The following is a 17,489-nucleotide window of genomic DNA, read 5'->3' as shown; positions in this document are numbered from 1 at the left end:
TCTCAAACGGTGAGGAGCGCCTCGTCGTCGAGGCAGGAGAACGCTCGGCGATACGCGTTCGGGGTGGTCTTGAGCGTGCGGACGAAATGGTGGCGCATGACCGACGCGCTGCCGAATCCGCTCTCCTCCGCGATGCGTTCGAGTCCGAGGTCGGACTGCTCCAGGAGCTGCTGGGCGCGGATGAGGCGCTGACGATTGAGCCAGGCAGCAGGGGTGGCGCCGAGCTCGGCGCGGAACCGTCGGGCGAAGGTGCGCTCCGACATGAGGGCGCGCCGCGCGAGCACGGAGACGGGCTGGTCCTCGGCGAGGTTGTCGACCATCCAACTCGTGACGGCGGCGAGTGAAGAGACTCGCTCGTGCTCGGGAGGGGACTGGATGAACTGGGCCTGACCCCCGTCTCGCTGCGGCGGCACGACCATGCGGCGGGCGATCACGTTCGCCGCCGCGGCGCCGAGCTCTTGGCGGACGAGGTGCAGGCACGCATCGATTCCCGCGGCCGTGCCGGCCCCGGTGATGACGCGTCGGTCCTCGACGAAGAGGACGTCGGGGTCGACCTCGGTGCCCGGGCAGACGCGGGCGAGATCGTCGGCGTGCATCCAGTGGGTCGTCGAGCGCCGGCCGTCGAGAAGGCCGGCCGCCGCGAGAGCGAAGGCGCCGCTGCATACGCTCAACACCCAGGCTCCGCGTCGCTCGGCCGCGCGCAGGGTCTCGACGACCCGTGGATCGATCTCGGTCTCGCTGGAGCCGAAGGCCGGGACGGCGACGAGGTCGGCGTGCGCCGCCGCCTCGAGTCCCTCCGACACCACGAGACCGAGTCCGTTCTTCATGGCGACCACACCCGGATCGGCGGTCACGACGTGGAAATCGAACGTGGGCCCGCCGTGTTCGCTCCGATCGATGCCGAAGACCTCGGCGAGCACCCCGAACTCGAAGGGCGCGAGGTCGGGGATGGCGATGACGGCGATGGAGCGGAGCATGGGGCCCTCCGGAGAACACGTGGCAGGAATCGACTGATCTTTGACGATCCTGTCACTCGTGGCGGAATCACGCAATTCCTAGATTTACTGCCATGACCATCTTCCTCGTACTGACCGCTCTCCTCGTCCTCGCCGCCGTCGTGTGGACCCTCGTCGATGTGCACCGCGACGGGTACCGCGCGCGACCGACGCGACACGCCGGGGCGTCTCCTTTTCGTGACGACGGCGCGCGGGTGGATTGATCCTCGACGCATGAGCGCCGTGGAATTGCAAACCCGTGTCCTGACGCGAAACGCACACGACTCGCCGTGTCGCAACCCTCTATTGGGGGTCGAGGGTTTACGATCCACGACTTGACCGACGCGAACTACACGGGTGTAATTAGGGGGACGACGCGGGCAGCGTCGCAGGCCGAGTGCGACGTAGGTGGGGAGACGGTATGGGCATTCCGAACGAATACTCAGGAGTCCCGGACAACTGGTTCGTCGACCCCGTCCAGCTCGGAGTCCCCGGCGTGCGGCGATCGGCCCCCGAGGATGACAACCCCCTCGCCTGGCAGTCCGACTCCCTCTGTGCGCAGACGGACCCCGAGGCGTTCTTCCCCGAGAAGGGCGGATCCACTCGCGACGCCAAGCGCATCTGCGGCTCGTGCGAGGTCCGCGGTCAGTGCCTCGACTACGCCCTGCAGAACGACGAGCGTTTCGGTATCTGGGGCGGGCTCTCGGAGCGCGAGCGTCGGAAGCTCAAGAAGCGCGCGGTCTGATCTGAATCACGGCGACGGCCCGACCGCCGCCGCGCAGGTCGGGCACGAATTCGACCACGCCCGTCGATGACGCCGAGTTCGCGTCCGACCGGCTTAGGCTGATCGCGCTATGGAGACCCGCGTAACCGTCCTCGTCGTCGCGCATTCGAGCGCTGAGCGCCTCCGCCGAACCCTCGCAGCCGTCTCCGCGCAGACGCGCCCGGCCGATCGGGTCATCGGGGTGGCGGTCGACGCGAAGGACGAGATCGTCCGTGCGTTCGACGACGGCCGGGTCGACCAGATCGTGACGACGTCGGAGAACCTCCCGTTCGGCCGTGCGGTCGCGGCCGGGCTCCGGATCGTCGAGGAGCCCGGTGGCGAGGACGACTACCTCTGGCTCCTGGCGCAGGACACCGCACCGGAACCCACCGCCCTTGCGCGACTGCTCGCGGGCGTCGAGGTCGCACCCTCCGTCGCCGTCGCGGGACCGAAGGTCGTCGATGCGGACGACCCGCGTCGCATCCGATCACTCGGCGAGACCATGACGACCCTCGGCCGCACCGTCGAGCTCGTGACCGACGAGCTCGACCAGGGACAGCACGACGGGGAGACCGACGTCCTCGCGGTCTCGCCGATCGGCATGCTCGTACGGGCGAGCGTCTTCGAGGAGATCGGCGGATTCGACCCCGCACTCGGCCCCGTGGACGACGGCCTCGACCTCGGTGTGCGCGTGCGTCTCGCCGGCAGCCGGGTGACTCTCGTCCCCGAGGCCGTCGTGTCCTCCGCGGGCGACGGCGTCGCCGGCGCCCCCCGCGGGCGGGGGTGGGGTACAGCCCAACGACGCGCTCGACTCGCCCGCTCGGCCGAGATCCACCGCCGACTCGTCTACTCCCGAGCGGCGCTGCTCCCGCTCCACTGGCTCTCGATCCTGCCGCTCGCCGTCGCGCGGTCGATCGCCCTGCTCGTGCTCAAGCGGCCGGGCCTCGTCGGGTCGGAGTTCCGGGCGGCGTTCAGGGCCGCCTTCGCGGACCCCCGCGTCTTCGCGGCCCGATCGAACCTCGCCGGGTCGCGCCGCGTCGGTTGGTCGACGATCTCCGACCTGCGCATGCCGTGGCGGGAGCTCCGGCGTCGGCGCGATCTCGAGCGCGAGGTCAGCGGCGACGACCGCGAATGGGTCGAGCGCACGGATCTGCGGTTCTTCGGGGGAGGGGGAGCCTGGTTCGTCCTCGGCTCCGCCGTCCTCGGCCTCGTTCTCCTCCTTCCCCTCGTTCCCGCGACGGTGCTCGACGGCGGAGCTCTCCTGCCGCTCTCCCGTTCGGTCACCGAGCTGTGGGCGAACGTCGGCTGGGGCTGGCGCGACGTCGGGACCGGCTTCGTCGGCGCATCCGATCCGTTCACGGTCGTGGTCGCCGTACTCGGGACCCTGACGTTCTGGGACCCCTCCTTCTCGCTCGTGCTCGTGTGGCTCGTCGCCTTCCCCCTCGCCACGCTCGGCGGATGGATGGCGGCGACGCGGCTGACGGAACGGAGCGGCTACCGCATCGTCGGGGCCGTCCTCTGGACGCTGTCGCCCACATTCCTCGCGGCTCTCGCCGATGGACGGCCGACCGCCGTGCTCGTCCACCTCACGCTGCCCTGGCTGTTCCTCGCGGGAACATCCGCCGCTCGGTCGTGGGCCTCGGCGGCCGCGACGAGCGTCCTCCTCGCGATCGTCGTGGCGTGCGCGCCGGTGCTCGCGCTCCCTCTCGGGGTGATCTGGCTCCTCGCCCTCGTCTCCGCGGGTCGCGGCGTGTTCCGCGTGCTCCTCGTGCCGGTCCCGACGCTCGTCCTGTTCGCGCCGCTCGTGTGGCAGCAGGGCATCCAGCCGGCCCGGTGGCTGGCCCTGCTCGCCGATCCCGGGGCAGGGGCCGCGACGACGGCCGTCGGCCCCGCCTCGATCCTCTCGGGCTTCCCCGTGGACCGTGACTCGACGTGGTCCGGCCTCGCGACCGGGTGGTCGCTGCCGGCGGACATCCTCTCGATCGTCCTGCCGGTCCTGCTCGTGCCGCTCGCACTCCTCGCCCTCGCCGGCCTCTTCGTCAGGGGACAGCGTCGCACCCTCGTCCTCCTCGGCATCGCTCTGCTCGGCGCCGGCACCGCGGTGGCCGCGGGATCCCTGACGATCGCCACGCTCGACGGTGAACCGATCTCGGTCTGGCAGGGGAGTGCCCTGAGCCTCTACTGGCTCGGGCTCTCGGGGGCGGCCCTCTCGGGCCTCGATGGACTCCGGCGCCGCGGACTCGTGCCGGCGGTCGTCGCCGTCCTCGGTCTCGCCGTGGTCGTGGCACCCCTGGCCGCGGCCAAACCGCTCGGGAGCTCGTCCGTCGTCGCCGGATCCGGCCGGACGCTGCCCGCCTACGTCGACGCGGCCGCGTCCGAGGACCCCGGGATCGGGACCTTGCAGATCACCCCGCTCGCCGACGGGTCGATCGCGGTGCGCTACCTGCCGGGACGCGGCGATCTGCTGGACGACCAGTCGACCGTCCGACGGACCTCCGACCCCACGGGCGGGACGGACACCCGGATCGCCGAGCTCGCCGGCAACCTGGTCTCTCGCAGCGGGCTCGATGCCGCGCCCGAACTGGCCGCGCTCGGGATCGACTTCGTCCTCCTGGCCGAGGAACCGAGCGAGGTGGCCGCGCTCGATGATGCGGCGATCGACGACGCTGCTCCGACCGGCTCCGAGCGGGGGCCGGACGAGCTCGCGGCCGACGCCGTTGCGGCTCTCACGGCGAACCCGGCGGTCGAGTACGTAGGACCGACGGACGCCGGAGAGCTGTGGCGCAACGTGGGAGAGGCCGAGCGGCCCGAGCAGGACGCCGTCGATCCGTTCTGGTCGACGGTCGTACCGGTGGCCTGGATCGCCGTCTTCCTGATCGCGCTCCTCATCGCGGTGCCGACGGCGGCATCCCGCGAGGCGGCCCGCCGTCGGCCGCGCACCGTCGGCATCCGCCCGGCCGCGCGCCGTCGCGCGGCGCCGGACGAGGCCGACGGCGCGATCGATGCGCTGCCCGACCTCGTCGAACCCGCCGACGGACAGTCCGATCCCGACTGGTCGGACGACGCGCCCGTCGACGGGGCGATCGCATCGGACGGCGACGGGGAGGGCGAGACGCCCGACGGTGACGCCCCGACCGTCGAGGAGCTCGAGAGCGGTGTCTCGGCCGATCCGCTCGACGAGCCGACGAGCGAGACCGCGGACGCAGGATCCACCGACGAGGACGATGAGTCCCCGTCTCGAACGGGAGAGACACGTTGAGACCCACTCGAGTCACCGTGACCCGCGCCGTCCGGACGGCCGTCGGGGTCGTGGGCGTCGCCGCGGCGGTCGCCACGATCCTGCTCGCCGGCCGTCTCGACCTGCCGCCCATCGGAATCGCTCCGGCGAGCCGCACGGTGGAGCCGGTCGCCGCCGACCAGTCGCGCGTCTGCGGGGGCGCGCTCGTGGAACTCGGTCAGGACGCCGCCGCCGCCACGGCCGCGACGACGGTGGGCGCGCCGCGGATCGTCTCGGGTGTCGGTGGCGACGGGGACGCCGCCTCGTCCTCGCTCGCCGCACCGGACGACGCGGGCGGAGGGGCCGGACCCACGGTGCTCACCGCGGAACCGGGCGACGCCGGGTCGACCCTCGCGGGCGCCCAGACGCAGCGCGTCGATCTCGAACGCCTGTCCGGATTCACGGCGTCGTCCTGCGACGAGCCCGCGGCCGAGTCGTGGCTCGTCGGAGGGTCGACCGACGTGGGCCAGACGACCGTGCTCACCCTGGCCAACCCCTCGACGGTCGAGGCGGTCGTCTCGCTCGAGGTGTCCGGCGAGGCCGGGCTCGTCGACGCGCCGGGTGCATCGGGCATCGTCGTCGCCGCCGGTTCCCAGCGCATCCTGTCCCTCGCGGGCATCGCACCCAACCTCCTCACCCCGGTCGTGCACGTCATGAGCGTCGGGGCCCCCGTCGTCGCGGCGCTCCAGCAGTCCGCCGTCCGGTCCATCACCGCGGAGGGCGTCGAGGCCGTCGTCGCCTCGAGCGGTCCGGCCGTCGAGCAGGTGATCCCCGGCTTCGCCGTGCCCTCGTCCCGGCCCGTGGAACGGTCGGACGGATACGACTACCGTGTTCCCGGCGTTCGCGTCCTCGTGCCCGGTTCCCTCGACGGCGAGGTCACGATCGTGGCACGTGCGGCGGACGGATCGCTGTCCGAGCCGCGGGTCGTCCGCGCGGCGGCGGGCTCCGTCGTCGACGTTCCGCTCGACGACCTCGGGCCGGGAACCTACGACCTCTCGATCAGCTCCGACGAGCCGGTCGTCGCCGCCGGCCACAGCGCTTCACGCGGAGCGGGCGGGGACGACTTCGCCTGGTTCGCATCGACGGATCCCCTCGACGACGCGGTGTCGGTGGCGATCGCGGACGGACCGGGGGCCACGATCAACCTCGTGAACACGACGGACGAAGACCGTTCGGTGACGCTCGCCTCGGGCGGCTCGTCTGACGTCGTCGAGCTGGCGGCCGGCACCTCGGTCGTGCGCCCCGTCTCCGGTGGCCGCGTGTACGGCCTGACGGGAGCCGGAGGGCTGCATGCCGCCGTCACGCTCATCGGGGGCATCGGGATCGCGTCCTACCCCGTGACGCCTCCGAGCGCGGCGTCGGATCCCGTGGTCGTGCGCACGCGCTGACGGCGGTCGATCAGAGGAAGCGGAAGCGCTCCGGGCCGAGGTCCCATGGGTCCTTGCCGAGGAACTCGGCGGTCGCCCGGAAGACGCAGCTCTCGATCATCATGCGCTGATGGAGCTCGTCGTCGCGGTGGAGGTGGCTGAGCCGCTGGATGGGGATCCGGAAGACGGTGATCCGCCGCGCGGTCGCATCGGTGTGCCAGCGGTCGACGCCGTCGTCGGAATCGAGCGAGGGTGGCATGGCCTGCACCTCGAAGCGGACACCGGCGAGGTCCTCCGGCCAGGACCCCCTGAGGAAGTCGGCCGTCGACGCGACCGTCTGGTCGAAGAGGTCGATGCGGGTGCGCAGGGCGGGCAGCGGCGGTCGGACGACCGAACTGCGTCCCGCGCGGCCGTGGCGATCCCGTCGCACGGCCCGCCTGCCCGGTTCTCCGATCGCAGACCGTTCGCCCTTTCGCTTCATGCCGCAATCCTACGCGCGGCCGGCGGTCGCTCGGGCGGCGCGGCGCGGTGCGAGGGTGGTGCCTCTCGAGTGTTGGTGTCCGTTGTGGGTCGCGGGTGTCTCGGTCGCTCGGGTGGTGCGGCGCGGTGCGAGGGCGGTGTCGGTGGTGGTCCGTAGACTGACGCCGATGGACGACAGAATCTGCTCGAAGGTCGGGTGCACGCGCGAAGCCGTGTCCACCCTCAGCTACGACTACGGTGATCAGATGGCCGTCCTCGGTCCCCTCGGGCTCACCCGCGATCCGCACACGTACGACCTGTGCTCGATCCACTCGGAACGCCTGTCCGTCCCCAAGGGGTGGCAGGTGATCCGTCACGCCGTCCTCGGCGAAGTAGGGTGATCCTCATGGCATCGGATTCAGCACAGGACGCGCGTCTCGACGCGGTCGTCGGAGCATACGACGTCCGCGGTGTGGTCGGCGAGGGACTCACGGACGAGGTCGTCGAGGCGCTCGCGGCTGCGTTCGTGGACGAGGTCGACGCGGCGGGTTCGCCCGTCGTCGTCGGCCACGACATGCGCGATTCGTCGCCGGGCTTCGCCGAGGCGTTCGCACGTGGGGCCACCGCCCGTGGTGCCGACGTGATCTCGATCGGCCTCTGCTCCACGGACGAGAGCTACTACGCCTCGGGCAGCCTCGATGCCCCAGCCGCCATGTTCACGGCGAGCCACAACCCGGCCCGGTACAACGGCATCAAGTTCTCGCGCGCCGGGGCCGAGGCCATGTCGAAGGCCACCGGTCTCTCCGCCATCAGGGATCGCGCGGCCACCTACCTCGCGGAGGGAATCCCGGCCGTCGCCACCCCGGGTACGGTCGACTCGCGCGACGTCCTCACCGACTACGCCTCGTACCTCCGTTCACTCGTCCCCTTGGACGGCATCCGTCCGCTCACGATCGTGGTCGATGCCGGTAACGGCATGGGCGGGCTCACGGTCCCCGCCGTCCTCGAGACCGCCGCCGGCCTCCCGGCGCTGCCGCTCACGATCATCCCGCTCTACTTCGAGCTCGACGGCACCTTCCCCAACCACGAGGCGAACCCGCTCGAGCCGAAGAACCTCGTCGACCTGCAGAAGGCCGTCGTCGAGCACGGGGCCGACCTCGGTCTCGCGTTCGACGGAGACGCCGACCGCTGCTTCGTCGTCGACGAGAAGGGCGACGCCGTGACGCCCTCGGCGATCGCCGCGATCGTGGCCGTCCGCGAGATCGCACGTGCCCGTCGCGATGCGCCCGACGCCGAGATCTCGGTCATCCACAACCTCATCACCTCCCGCATCGTTCCGGAGACGATCGAGGCGGCCGGCGCCACACCCGTCCGTACCAAGGTCGGTCACTCGCTCATCAAGGACGAGATGCGTCGCACGGGAGCCGTCTTCGGCGGCGAGCACTCCGCGCACTACTACTTCCGCGATTTCTGGAGCGCCGACAACGGCATGCTCGCCGCGATGCACGTCCTCGCCGAGTTCGGCACGCAGCCGGCCCCCCTGTCGGAGTTCGCCTCGGAGTACTCTCCCTACGCGGCATCGGGAGAGATCAACTCCACCGTCGCCGACGTGGCCGCCGCTTTCGCCCGGGTGGTCGAGGCCTTCGCGGGTCGCGCCGACTTCGACGAGCTCGACGGCCTGACGGTCACGGGGAACCCCGGCGTCGACGATGACTTCTGGTGGTTCAGCGTCCGCCCCTCCAACACGGAACCCCTGCTCCGCTTGAACGCCGAAGCATCGACGCGAGCGCAGATGGAAGCCATCCGCGACGAGGTGCTCGCCCTCATCCGGGCCTGACCCGACGCCCTGCGGCGACCGCGGGTCGCGGCCTCGCGGTCGCGGGCCCCTGCCGAGTGCCGTCACAGGGGTGAGCGCTCGGGCGACGGGTGCGAGAATGGGACCATGACGATCACCTCTCCCGTCGCGACCGGCTCCGTGCCCTTCTCCGTCGCCGACCTCTCACTCGCCGAGGCGGGCCGCCACCAGATCCGCCTCGCCGAGAACGAGATGCCCGGCCTCATGGCCCTCCGCGAGGAGTTCGGCCCCACGCAGCCACTCGCCGGCGCGCGCATCGCCGGCTCCCTCCACATGACGGTGCAGACGGCCGTGCTCATCGAGACCCTCGTGGCTCTCGGTGCCCGCGTCCGTTGGGCGAGCTGCAACATCTTCTCCACGCAGGACGAGGCCGCCGCGGCGATCGCCGTCGGCCCGACGGGCACGCCGGACGCGCCGGCGGGAGTCCCCGTCTTCGCCTGGAAGGGCGAGACCCTGGACGAGTACTGGTGGGCCACCGGCCGCATCTTCGACTGGTCGGCCGAGGCCGCCGCGGAGGGTGCCGACTGGACCGGTCCGAACCTCATCCTCGACGACGGTGGTGACGCGACCCTCCTCGTGCACAAGGGCGTCGAGTTCGAGGCGGCCGGGGTCGTTCCGGACGCGACGGAGGCGGACAGCGAGGAATACCGGGTCATCCTCGGTGTGCTGAAGGCGTCCCTCGCCGACAGCGGCGACCGGTGGACGCGCATCGCCCGCGATCTGCTCGGCGTGACCGAGGAGACGACGACGGGCGTGCACCGCCTCTACGAGCTGTTCCGCGACGGAGAGCTCCTCTTCCCGGGCATCAACGTCAACGACTCGGTCACGAAGTCGAAGTTCGACAACAAGTACGGCATCCGCCACTCGCTGCCCGACGGCCTCAACCGCGCCACCGACGTCCTCATCGGCGGCAAGGTCGCCCTCGTCGCCGGCTACGGCGACGTCGGCAAGGGTGCCGCCGAGGCGCTGCGCGGTCAGGGCGCTCGCGTCATCGTGACCGAGGTCGACCCGATCTGCGCGCTCCAGGCGGCGATGGACGGCTACCAGGTCGCGCGTATCGAGTCGGTCGTCGGGCACGTCGACATCTTCGTGTCCGGCACGGGCAACAAGTCGGTCATCACGACCGAGCACATGCTCGCGATGAAGCACCTCGCGATCGTGGCCAACGTCGGCCACTTCGACAACGAGATCGACATCGACGCGCTCGCGCGGATCGACGGTGCCGAGCGTGTCGAGATCAAGCCGCAGGTGCACGAGTGGCGTCTGCCAACGGGGCGCTCGATCCTCGTCCTCTCGGAGGGACGCCTCATGAACCTCGGCAACGCGACGGGTCACCCGTCGTTCGTCATGAGCAACTCGTTCACCAACCAGGTCCTCGCGCAGCTCGAGCTCTACACGCGGATCGAGGAGTACCCGGTCGGCGTCTACGTCCTGCCGAAGCACCTCGACGAGAAGGTCGCCCGCCTGCACCTCGACGCCCTGGGCGTCGAGCTCACGGAGCTGTCACCGGAGCAGGCCGCCTACATCGGCGTGCCGGTCGACGGCCCGTTCAAGGTCGACCACTACCGCTACTGACCCGCGGTCTCAGCACCCCACCCTCCGTGAGGTGTCGCGATCTGTTGCCCAGTCCGACCCGGACACGACAGATTGCGACACCTCACGATGGTTTCAGCGGTCGGGGAAGTGGTGCGGCGTGCCCTCGAGGGTGGGGCGCAGCAGGTCGAGTCGTTCACGCTCGAGGGTGAGCTTGCGGAATTCCCGCTCACGCCGGAGGGCGGCGACGGCGAAGAGGAAGGTGTCGGGCGCCACGTCGGGCAGCGGCGACACGTACGGCGCGGCCTCTCCCGCGAGTTCCCGCCCGAGTCGGTCGCGCGCGGCCGGCGACAGCCGCGCCACCTGCTGGAGGTACTGGGCGATCCGCCGGGCCAGTCGATCCGGCATCCGGGCGACATCCGCCGTCGTGGCCCAGGACTGCAGCTCCGGCGGCACGCCGTAGACGGGCGTCACGATACGCGGCACTCGCTCGTGCTGCGCGTAGGTGCCCGCGAGCAGATCGCCCAGCCGTTGGGAGCGGTCGCTCAGGAGGCCGACGAGCGCGGCGACGCCTCCGAGCGTCATGTAGATCTCGAAGAAGCCGACGAGGGACCGGATGAACGCGTGGCGGAACCCGATCGCCCCGCCGTCCGTACGCACGACGCGGGCTCCGATCGCGAGCTTGCCGAGGGAGCGGCCCTTCGTCGCCAACTCGACGGCCGTGGGAACGACGATGAAGGCCACCACGACGATCGTGATGGATACAGCCTGCATGGCGGCCTGGTCGATCGTGACGACCTCGGCAGCGAGGAACAGGAGCCAGAGCAGCAGGAGGGCGAATCCGATGTGCACGACGAGGTCGATGAGCGCCCCGGCCGCGCGCAGGATGAAGCTCGCCGCACGGACGTCGAGGGCGACGGCCTCGCCCGTGATGAGTTCTCTCGGGTCGGCGGTCGTGTGCGCGCTCGAGGTCATGGCTATCATCGTAATCGGATGGACCTCGACGCATACACTGCCGCACACCGTGCCGATTGGGACCGCCTGGACGAGCTCGGCCGCCGGGGGTCGCTGTCCGGCGTGGATGCCGACGAGCTGATCGACCGCTACCAGTCGGGGGCGACGCAGCTGTCGGCCATCAAGACGACGGCGGGATCGACGGTCACCGGCGACCGTCTGAGCGTGTCCCTCTCGCGGGCACGGCTCCGATTCACCTCCGCAGGTCGGAACGTGACCTCGCAGATCCCGCGCTTCTTCGTCCTGCAGCTGCCGGCCGCGCTCTACCGACTGCGGTGGCTCACGCTCGGCGTCTTCATCGCGTTCACGATCGTCGCCTCGCTGTATGCGACGTGGATCGCGACGAACCCGCAGGCGCTCGCCGCCCTCGGCGACGAGGCGTCGTTGCGGCAGACGGCGGAGCAGGGCTTCGTCGCCTACTATTCCGAGAATCCCGCGACATCGTTCGCCGGGCGCGTCTGGACCAACAACGCATGGATCGCCGCCCAGTGCATCGCCTTCGGCATCACGGGGGTGTGGGTGCCGTACGTGATCGCCCAGAACGCCCAGGGCATCGGACTCACGGCGGGACTGATGTTCGCCTACGACGAGGGCGACACGTTCTTCCTCTACATCCTGCCCCACGGCCTCCTCGAGCTCACGAGCATCTTCGTGGCGGGAGCCGCCGGGCTCCGGATCTTCTGGTCCTGGGTCGCGCCCGGTCGGCTGTCGCGCGGACAGTCCCTCGCTCGGGAGGCGCGCGCACTCTTCACCGTCGTCGTCGGGCTCATCATCGCGCTGTTCGTTTCGGGGATCATCGAGGGCTTCGTGACCCCGGCTCCATGGCATCCGGCCGTCAAGATCGCGATCGGCGCCGTCGCGCTCGGAGCGTTCCTGTTCTACATGATCGTCGTCGGCGGACGGGCGGCCCGGGCGGGCGAGACCGGGGATCTCGAGGAGTTCGAGCGCGGCGCGACCACCCTCGTCGCGGGTTGAATGTGCTGTAGCCTCGCGCGTGACGGGCGATGCGTCCTGCCGATGCGCTGCCGTTCCTGCCTGATGCGCTGCGGTTACCGGTGAGCAATCGCCGCCGCACTCACCAGAAGCTGCGGCGCTTCGCTGTCCGGGAGTGCGGTCAGGCGGGCGGCGCTCAGGCAGGGTCGGTGGGGGAGGCGGGTGACCCGGCGCGGGAACGCGTCCCGATGCGGGCGACGATGCCGACCACGAGGGCGCCGAGGAGGGGGAAGAGGACGAACGCCCACACCTGCCCGAGGCGATCGGGTCCGGCGAAGAGCGCCGTCGCGAGTGCTCTCGCCGGGTTGAGGGTCCCGTTCGACACCGGGGCCGCGACGAGCGTGAGTGCGGCGACGGCGAGGCCGATCGTCAGCGCCGTCGCGGCCCGTCCTTCGACGTCGGTGGAGAGCCGGTGGCCACGAGCGACGTAGAGCGCGACGATCACCGCGGTGAATACGGCTTCGACGAGTGCCACGGCGACGAGGCCGAAACCGTCGGGAGAGAGCAGGGGCCCGTAGCCGCCCGATGCGAAGCCGTCGCGCTGGGCGGTCGCGAGGGCGGCGGCCGGCCCGTCGGCGAGCACGCCGAGGATGAACGCGGCGCCGAGCGTCGCCCCGATGAGCTGCGCGGCGACGTGGGTGCTCACGTCCCGCCAGGGGAACCGTCCGGCGACGGCGAGCCCGATCGTGACGGCCGGGTTGAGGTGTCCGCCGGACACGTGGGCGACGGTGGCGTACACGGCCGCCACGGCGAACCCCGCGGCGAGAGCGATCCCGAGGGAACCGATCACCGGTCCGGCGATGACCGTGGCCCCGACGATGACGGAGACGACGACGAAGGTACCGAGCATCTCGGCCGACACCGTGGAGAGGAAACCGGGCTGCGTGTGGTCATCGGTCATTGTCCGACAGTATCGACGGCGGCCAGCCGGACGCCGGCCACGCGCCGAGTCCGCCGAGGAACGACTCCGAGCTCGCCGGTCGTCGGGGGCTCCGGTCTTTGTCGTCGTGGCGCGGCCCGTCGTTGCTCGGCCGGGGATGCGCGGTCGTCGCGTTACAGGCGGCCGGCGGCCTTGAGGGCGAGGTAGTGGTCGGCGAGCGCGGGCGGGAGGTCCCCGGGGGAGCCCGACACGACATCGGCGCCGATCCGACGCACCGCCGCGGCGACGCGTGAGGCGTCGAGGGCCGCGCGTTCCGCCGAGGCCGCCCGGTAGACCGCCTCGCGGTCCCCGCGGTCGTTCCGCGCCTCCTCCACGTCCGGATCCGTCACCGAGACGACCGCGACGGTGTGGTTGCGCGTCAGCTGGGGAAGCACCGAGAGGAGCCCGGCTGAGGCTCCCGGCGTCTCGATGGACGTGATCAGGACGACGAAAGCGTGGTGGCTCGTGATCTGCCGGACGTGGGCGGGTACGGCGTCCCAGTCCATCTCGATGAGCTCCGGATCGATCTCGGCCATGGCGTCGACGAGCTTCGCGAGGAGGTCGGCGCCCGTCGACCCGGTGACACGGCCGCGGATGCGTCGGTCCACGGCGAGGAAGTCGACGCGGTCGTCGGCGCGCGTCGCGAGTGCCGAGAGCAGCAGGGACGCCTCGAACGCCGTATCGAGCCGGACCTCGTCCGCGATCCGGGCGGCGGAGGTGCGCGCCGTGTCGACGACGATGACGACACGTCGATCACGCTCCGGCCGCCACGTGCGCACGACGAGCTCCGAGCGCCGCGCGGTCGCGCGCCAGTCGATGGATCGCACGTCGTCGCCACGCACGTAGTCGCGGAGGGAGTCGAACTCGGTGCCCTGTCCGCGCACCATGACGCTCGTCGCGCCGTCGAGTTCACGGAGCCGGGCGAGCCGGCTGGGGAGGTGCTTGCGCGCGTTGAATGGGGGGAGCACTCGCAACCTCCCCCGTGAGGCGATCGTCGCCTGACGGGCGCCGAGCCGGAAGGGGCCGAACGAGCGCACCGTGATGTGGTCGCTCGCGCGCTCGCCGCGGCGGAAGGGCCGGAGCGTCTGCACGAGGCGGCGCCGTTCACCGGCGGGGACCGTGACGCGTTGCCGCGCGAACGGCGCCCCTGCGGTCGGCTGCCATCCGTCGCGCACGAGCGCCCTCACGGGGCGCCCTCCGCGGTTCGTGAGGAGGATCTCGCTCGTCGCGTCCTCGCCGAGCCGGACCCGGTCGGGCAGCGATCGCGAAAGGGAGAGCCGGCGCGGAGAGCCCGCGAGGGCGACGTCGATCGCGAGGAGCACGAGGCACCCCACGATCCAGCCGATGAGGACGACGAACGAGCGCGCCGGATCCGCGCCCACCGCGATGACGGGGACGACCCCGACCGCGAGGAGCGCGATGAACCAGCCCGTGACGGCCATCTAGATCGGCACCTGCACCTGCTGGAGGATCGACCGGAGGATCGCGTCCGTCGCGACGCCCTCGAGCTCGGCCTCCGGCCGCAACTGGAGGCGGTGGCGCCACACGGGGATGACCATCGCCTGCACGTGGTCCGGTGTGATCGACGGGTATCCGCTGAGCCACGCCCAGGCCTTGGCGGATGCGAGCAAGGCGGTCGTCGCTCGCGGGCTCACGCCCATACGGACGGACGGGCTCCGCCTGGTCGCCCGCGCGAGATCCACGATGTAGGCGAGGACGTCGGCTCCCACCGCGGTTGCGGCGGCCGCGGCCTGTGCAGCACGCAGCTGATCGCTCGAGAGCACCGGCGTCACCCCGGCGCCCGCGAGGTCGCGGGGGTTGAAGCCGGCCGCGTGGCGCCGGAGCACCTCGACCTCGGTGTCGCGTTCCGGGAGATCGAGCACGAGCTTGAGGAGGAAGCGGTCGAGCTGCGCCTCGGGCAGCGTGTACGTGCCCTCGTATTCGATGGGGTTCTGCGTGGCGGCCACGAGGAAGGGATCGGGGAGCGGCCGCGTGACGCCGTCGGCGGAGACCTGTCGCTCCTCCATCGCCTCGAGGAGCGAGGACTGCGTCTTCGGCGGCGTCCGGTTGATCTCGTCGGCGAGCAGGATGTTCGTGAAGACCGGTCCCTCACGGAACTCGAACTCGCCGCGCTTGCCGTCGTAGACGAGGGAACCGGTGACGTCTCCCGGCATGAGGTCGGGGGTGAATTGCACGCGCTTGGTGTCGAGCTGCAGGGCGTGGCTGAGTGTGCGCACGAGGAGGGTCTTCGCCACTCCGGGCACGCCCTCGAGGAGCACGTGGCCGCGGGCGAGGAGGGCGATGATGAGGCCCGTCACCGCGGCGTCCTGCCCGACGACCGCCTTGCCGACCTCCGATCGGACCCGGGCGAGGGAATCGCGGAGCGCCGCGGACTCGTCGGGACGCGGGGGAGGCGTCTGGTGCTCGGGGGGTCCTGCGTATTGGTCGCTCATCGTTTCTGTCTCCCGGTGGGGTCGGTGAGGGCGTGGATCTGGGTCTCGAGGAGGCTGAGGGAATCGGACAGGCCGACGAGATCGGCGTCGCTGCGCGGCTCCGCGTCGATCAGGATCGCCCGGACGTCGGCGATGTCGCGTCCGGTCAGCGCCGCGGCGGCGGCCGCGACGGCGGACGCGTCCGCGTGCCGCGAGAGGTCGAGTCGCGTCGCGATCCGATCGATCGTGCCGATGCGGAGCGCATCGACCGCTCGCAGCCGCGCGGACGAGCGCTGGTAGAGGCGCGCGCGCCCCTCCATGGTCTCGCCGGCGCGGACCGTCACGGGCAGGGGTTCGACCACGAGGGGACCGAAGCGGCGCCCCCGCCAGATCCCGGCCGCGATCGTCACGACGAGGACGAGGAGCAGCGAGGGCACGACCCAGCCGGGCGTGAGCTCGCCGATCGTCGGAGGAGCGTCCGCCTCCACGTCGGCGAGGCTCGGTACGTACCAGACGAGGGAGTCCGTCGGCCCGAGCAGACCGAGTGCGAGGGCGGCGTTGCCGCTCTCGGCGATCGTCCCGTTCGCGAAGACGGCGCTCGAGCCGACGATCGTGACGGGCGTGGCACCCGGGATCTCGACGACACCGAAACGCCCATCACCGACGGGGAAGCACCCGGTCGCGTCGCCCCCGATCCGGTACGTGTTCCCGACGGTCGCGCGCTCCGCGCGTTCGGCGGCTGGGACATCGCACGACGCGTCGGCGGGCTCGCCGTCGGCGGCGCCTCCGATGAGGACATCGGGGGAGAGCTCCCGCACGGTCTGGAAGGACGGATCGATCACCACGACGGACGACGCCCCCGCGACGAGGGAGGACAACCGGTCGGGGGCGAGGTACTCGTTGTCGACGACGACGAGGGTCGACGCGCCCGACGCGTCGTCGAGAGCGGTCGAGGCCGCGCTCGCACTGTCGGCCCCGGTGACGTCGACTCCTTCGGCGCGGAGCACCTCGACGACCGCCTTGGCCCCCTCGGGCGCCGGGCTCGTGGGGTCGAGGGGCGGTCCCCCCGGCGACCGGTTGCCGCTGAGGAGGTAGACCGCGGCGACCACGGCGAGGCCGAAGACGGACAGCACGACCCAGAACACCGAGCGGCGGGCCTGCGTCCGTAGTCGCGGTGTGAGCACGTCGCTCTCGGCGTTCCGGGGCGGTTCCTCGAGAGTGTCGGTCATGATCGCTCGACCAGATCGGGGAGCACGGCGGAGCGACCGGAGACGGCTGCGTCGAGATCGGAGATCGAGCGGTAGAGTTCGGGCGTGCCCGGCGCTCCCGCGTACCGGGTCGCATCGAATCCGTCGGCCGCCCCGCCGAAGCCGGGGGACAGGTCGGGGAAGGCTGCGGCCCCCTGTGCCGCGAAATCGTGCGCGGTCGTTCCCGGGAGGACCGCGACGACCGTGCGCTCCTGCAGTCCGCGGGCGAGCGCCCGGAACGCGTCGAGGGAGGCCGAGGTGAAGTCGCCGCGGGCCGCGGCGGCCGAGGCGTCCTTCCGCAGTTCGGCCGCGGTCCGTCGTTCGTCGGCGCCGAAGAGACCGTCCGTCGCCCGGCTGCGTCGATTGATGCGCGGGAGCCCCCAGACGAGGAACGCCACCACGATCCCGACGATCAGCAGCAGGAGCAGCACGAGCGGGATCCACCCGCCGAGTCCATTGCCGGAGGGGAGCACGAGGCCCGCCAGCCAGTCCGAGATCGCCTGGGCGATACGGTCGAGCAGCGTCGGCTGCGCCGCCGCGTACTCCGGCCCCATGAGCTCGCGCTGCAGGAGATCGCGAGCGTCGGGAGCACTCGGGTCGACCGGGACGTCGGCCGGGGACGGCAGGAGGGGCAC

At 71.4% G+C, this 17,489-nt stretch carries 16 protein-coding genes; 8 read left to right on the top strand and 8 right to left on the bottom strand.

Going from position 1 to position 17,489, the window contains the following annotated elements:
• Positions 1 to 2: 2 nt before the first annotated feature.
• Positions 3 to 977, bottom strand: a complete 975-nt coding sequence (locus tag ELQ94_RS07405) for a GlxA family transcriptional regulator (protein WP_127048739.1) — start codon at positions 975 to 977, stop codon at positions 3 to 5.
• A 92-nt stretch (positions 978 to 1,069) separates the two neighbouring features.
• Between ELQ94_RS07405 and ELQ94_RS17255 the strand changes: the two genes are divergently transcribed.
• The 4 genes from ELQ94_RS17255 to ELQ94_RS07385 all read left to right on the top strand — a co-directional run bounded on the left by ELQ94_RS17255 (position 1,070) and on the right by ELQ94_RS07385 (position 6,423).
• The gene (locus ELQ94_RS17255; RefSeq protein ID WP_166404684.1) at positions 1,070 to 1,219 is read left to right on the top strand and encodes a hypothetical protein; all 150 of its coding nucleotides are present in this window, start codon (positions 1,070 to 1,072) and stop codon (positions 1,217 to 1,219) included.
• A 197-nt stretch (positions 1,220 to 1,416) separates the two neighbouring features.
• Positions 1,417 to 1,740 (top strand): WhiB family transcriptional regulator, encoded by a 324-nt coding sequence (locus ELQ94_RS07400; protein WP_127048737.1) that lies wholly within the window; start codon positions 1,417 to 1,419, stop codon positions 1,738 to 1,740.
• A 109-nt stretch (positions 1,741 to 1,849) separates the two neighbouring features.
• Entirely contained in the window at positions 1,850 to 5,017 is a 3,168-nt protein-coding gene (locus tag ELQ94_RS07395; protein ID WP_127048734.1) for a glycosyltransferase family 2 protein, read from the top strand.
• Between the two features lie 17 nt (positions 5,018 to 5,034).
• Entirely contained in the window at positions 5,035 to 6,423 is a 1,389-nt protein-coding gene (locus ELQ94_RS07385) for a DUF5719 family protein (protein ID WP_166404683.1), read from the top strand.
• A 10-nt stretch (positions 6,424 to 6,433) separates the two neighbouring features.
• Here the strand turns inward: ELQ94_RS07385 and ELQ94_RS07380 are convergent, their stop codons facing one another.
• Entirely contained in the window at positions 6,434 to 6,883 is a 450-nt protein-coding gene (locus ELQ94_RS07380; RefSeq protein ID WP_127048728.1) for a metallopeptidase family protein, read from the bottom strand.
• Between the two features lie 166 nt (positions 6,884 to 7,049).
• Between ELQ94_RS07380 and ELQ94_RS07375 the strand changes: the two genes are divergently transcribed.
• From ELQ94_RS07375 to ahcY, 3 genes are all read left to right on the top strand, one after another.
• Positions 7,050 to 7,262 carry a DUF3499 family protein gene (locus ELQ94_RS07375; protein WP_127048726.1) on the top strand — a complete coding sequence of 71 codons (213 nt, stop codon included), beginning with the start codon at positions 7,050 to 7,052 and terminating at the stop codon, positions 7,260 to 7,262.
• A gap of 5 nt (positions 7,263 to 7,267) precedes the next feature.
• Positions 7,268 to 8,698, top strand: coding sequence for a phosphomannomutase/phosphoglucomutase (locus tag ELQ94_RS07370; RefSeq protein ID WP_127048724.1), 1,431 nt, complete (start codon positions 7,268 to 7,270; stop codon positions 8,696 to 8,698).
• A gap of 105 nt (positions 8,699 to 8,803) precedes the next feature.
• The gene (ahcY, locus tag ELQ94_RS07365) at positions 8,804 to 10,291 is read left to right on the top strand and encodes an adenosylhomocysteinase (protein ID WP_127048722.1); all 1,488 of its coding nucleotides are present in this window, start codon (positions 8,804 to 8,806) and stop codon (positions 10,289 to 10,291) included.
• A gap of 93 nt (positions 10,292 to 10,384) precedes the next feature.
• Here ahcY and ELQ94_RS07360 read toward each other — a convergent pair whose 3' ends face one another.
• Complete coding sequence (locus ELQ94_RS07360) at positions 10,385 to 11,224, bottom strand: RDD family protein (protein WP_127048720.1); 840 nt, start codon at positions 11,222 to 11,224, stop codon at positions 10,385 to 10,387.
• 18 nt (positions 11,225 to 11,242) lie between these two features.
• Here ELQ94_RS07360 and ELQ94_RS07355 point away from each other — a divergent pair, with 18 nt between their 5' ends.
• A complete protein-coding gene (locus ELQ94_RS07355; protein WP_127048718.1) occupies positions 11,243 to 12,238 on the top strand; it encodes a stage II sporulation protein M in 996 nt (331 codons plus the stop codon).
• 154 nt (positions 12,239 to 12,392) lie between these two features.
• Here ELQ94_RS07355 and ELQ94_RS07350 read toward each other — a convergent pair whose 3' ends face one another.
• From ELQ94_RS07350 to ELQ94_RS07330, 5 genes are all read right to left on the bottom strand, one after another.
• A complete protein-coding gene (locus tag ELQ94_RS07350; RefSeq protein ID WP_127048716.1) occupies positions 12,393 to 13,157 on the bottom strand; it encodes an aquaporin in 765 nt (254 codons plus the stop codon).
• Positions 13,158 to 13,309: 152 nt separating this feature from the next.
• Complete coding sequence (locus tag ELQ94_RS07345) at positions 13,310 to 14,617, bottom strand: DUF58 domain-containing protein (protein WP_127048714.1); 1,308 nt, start codon at positions 14,615 to 14,617, stop codon at positions 13,310 to 13,312.
• Positions 14,618 to 15,628 carry an AAA family ATPase gene (locus ELQ94_RS07340; RefSeq protein WP_127048712.1) on the bottom strand — a complete coding sequence of 337 codons (1,011 nt, stop codon included), beginning with the start codon at positions 15,626 to 15,628 and terminating at the stop codon, positions 14,618 to 14,620.
• Complete coding sequence (locus tag ELQ94_RS07335) at positions 15,625 to 16,836, bottom strand: DUF4350 domain-containing protein (RefSeq protein WP_127048710.1); 1,212 nt, start codon at positions 16,834 to 16,836, stop codon at positions 15,625 to 15,627. Before ELQ94_RS07335 ends, ELQ94_RS07340 begins: the two co-directional genes overlap by 4 nt.
• A complete protein-coding gene (locus ELQ94_RS07330; protein WP_243696908.1) occupies positions 16,833 to 17,489 on the bottom strand; it encodes a DUF4129 domain-containing protein in 657 nt (218 codons plus the stop codon). The genes ELQ94_RS07335 and ELQ94_RS07330 overlap by 4 nt, the downstream gene beginning before the upstream one ends.

The sequence above is a fragment of the Labedella endophytica genome, assembly GCF_003990045.1.
Lineage (GTDB): Bacteria > Actinomycetota > Actinomycetes > Actinomycetales > Microbacteriaceae > Labedella > Labedella endophytica.
Note: the sequence above shows the minus strand (reverse complement) of the source record. Positions and strands in the feature narration are given on the sequence as shown.

Excerpts from the sequence above, each read along its gene's own strand:
- ELQ94_RS07405 (WP_127048739.1), bottom strand. The coding sequence starts at position 977 with ATGCTCCGCTCCATCGCCGTCATCGCCATCCCCGACCTCGCGCCCTTC.
- ELQ94_RS17255 (WP_166404684.1), top strand. The coding sequence starts at position 1,070 with ATGACCATCTTCCTCGTACTGACCGCTCTCCTCGTCCTCGCCGCCGTC.
- ELQ94_RS07400 (WP_127048737.1), top strand. The coding sequence starts at position 1,417 with ATGGGCATTCCGAACGAATACTCAGGAGTCCCGGACAACTGGTTCGTC.
- ELQ94_RS07395 (WP_127048734.1), top strand. The coding sequence starts at position 1,850 with ATGGAGACCCGCGTAACCGTCCTCGTCGTCGCGCATTCGAGCGCTGAG.
- ELQ94_RS07380 (WP_127048728.1), bottom strand. The coding sequence starts at position 6,883 with ATGAAGCGAAAGGGCGAACGGTCTGCGATCGGAGAACCGGGCAGGCGG.
- ELQ94_RS07375 (WP_127048726.1), top strand. The coding sequence starts at position 7,050 with ATGGACGACAGAATCTGCTCGAAGGTCGGGTGCACGCGCGAAGCCGTG.
- ELQ94_RS07370 (WP_127048724.1), top strand. The coding sequence starts at position 7,268 with ATGGCATCGGATTCAGCACAGGACGCGCGTCTCGACGCGGTCGTCGGA.
- ahcY (WP_127048722.1), top strand. The coding sequence starts at position 8,804 with ATGACGATCACCTCTCCCGTCGCGACCGGCTCCGTGCCCTTCTCCGTC.
- ELQ94_RS07360 (WP_127048720.1), bottom strand. The coding sequence starts at position 11,224 with ATGACCTCGAGCGCGCACACGACCGCCGACCCGAGAGAACTCATCACG.
- ELQ94_RS07355 (WP_127048718.1), top strand. The coding sequence starts at position 11,243 with ATGGACCTCGACGCATACACTGCCGCACACCGTGCCGATTGGGACCGC.
- ELQ94_RS07350 (WP_127048716.1), bottom strand. The coding sequence starts at position 13,157 with ATGACCGATGACCACACGCAGCCCGGTTTCCTCTCCACGGTGTCGGCC.
- ELQ94_RS07345 (WP_127048714.1), bottom strand. The coding sequence starts at position 14,617 with ATGGCCGTCACGGGCTGGTTCATCGCGCTCCTCGCGGTCGGGGTCGTC.
- ELQ94_RS07340 (WP_127048712.1), bottom strand. The coding sequence starts at position 15,628 with ATGAGCGACCAATACGCAGGACCCCCCGAGCACCAGACGCCTCCCCCG.
- ELQ94_RS07335 (WP_127048710.1), bottom strand. The coding sequence starts at position 16,836 with ATGACCGACACTCTCGAGGAACCGCCCCGGAACGCCGAGAGCGACGTG.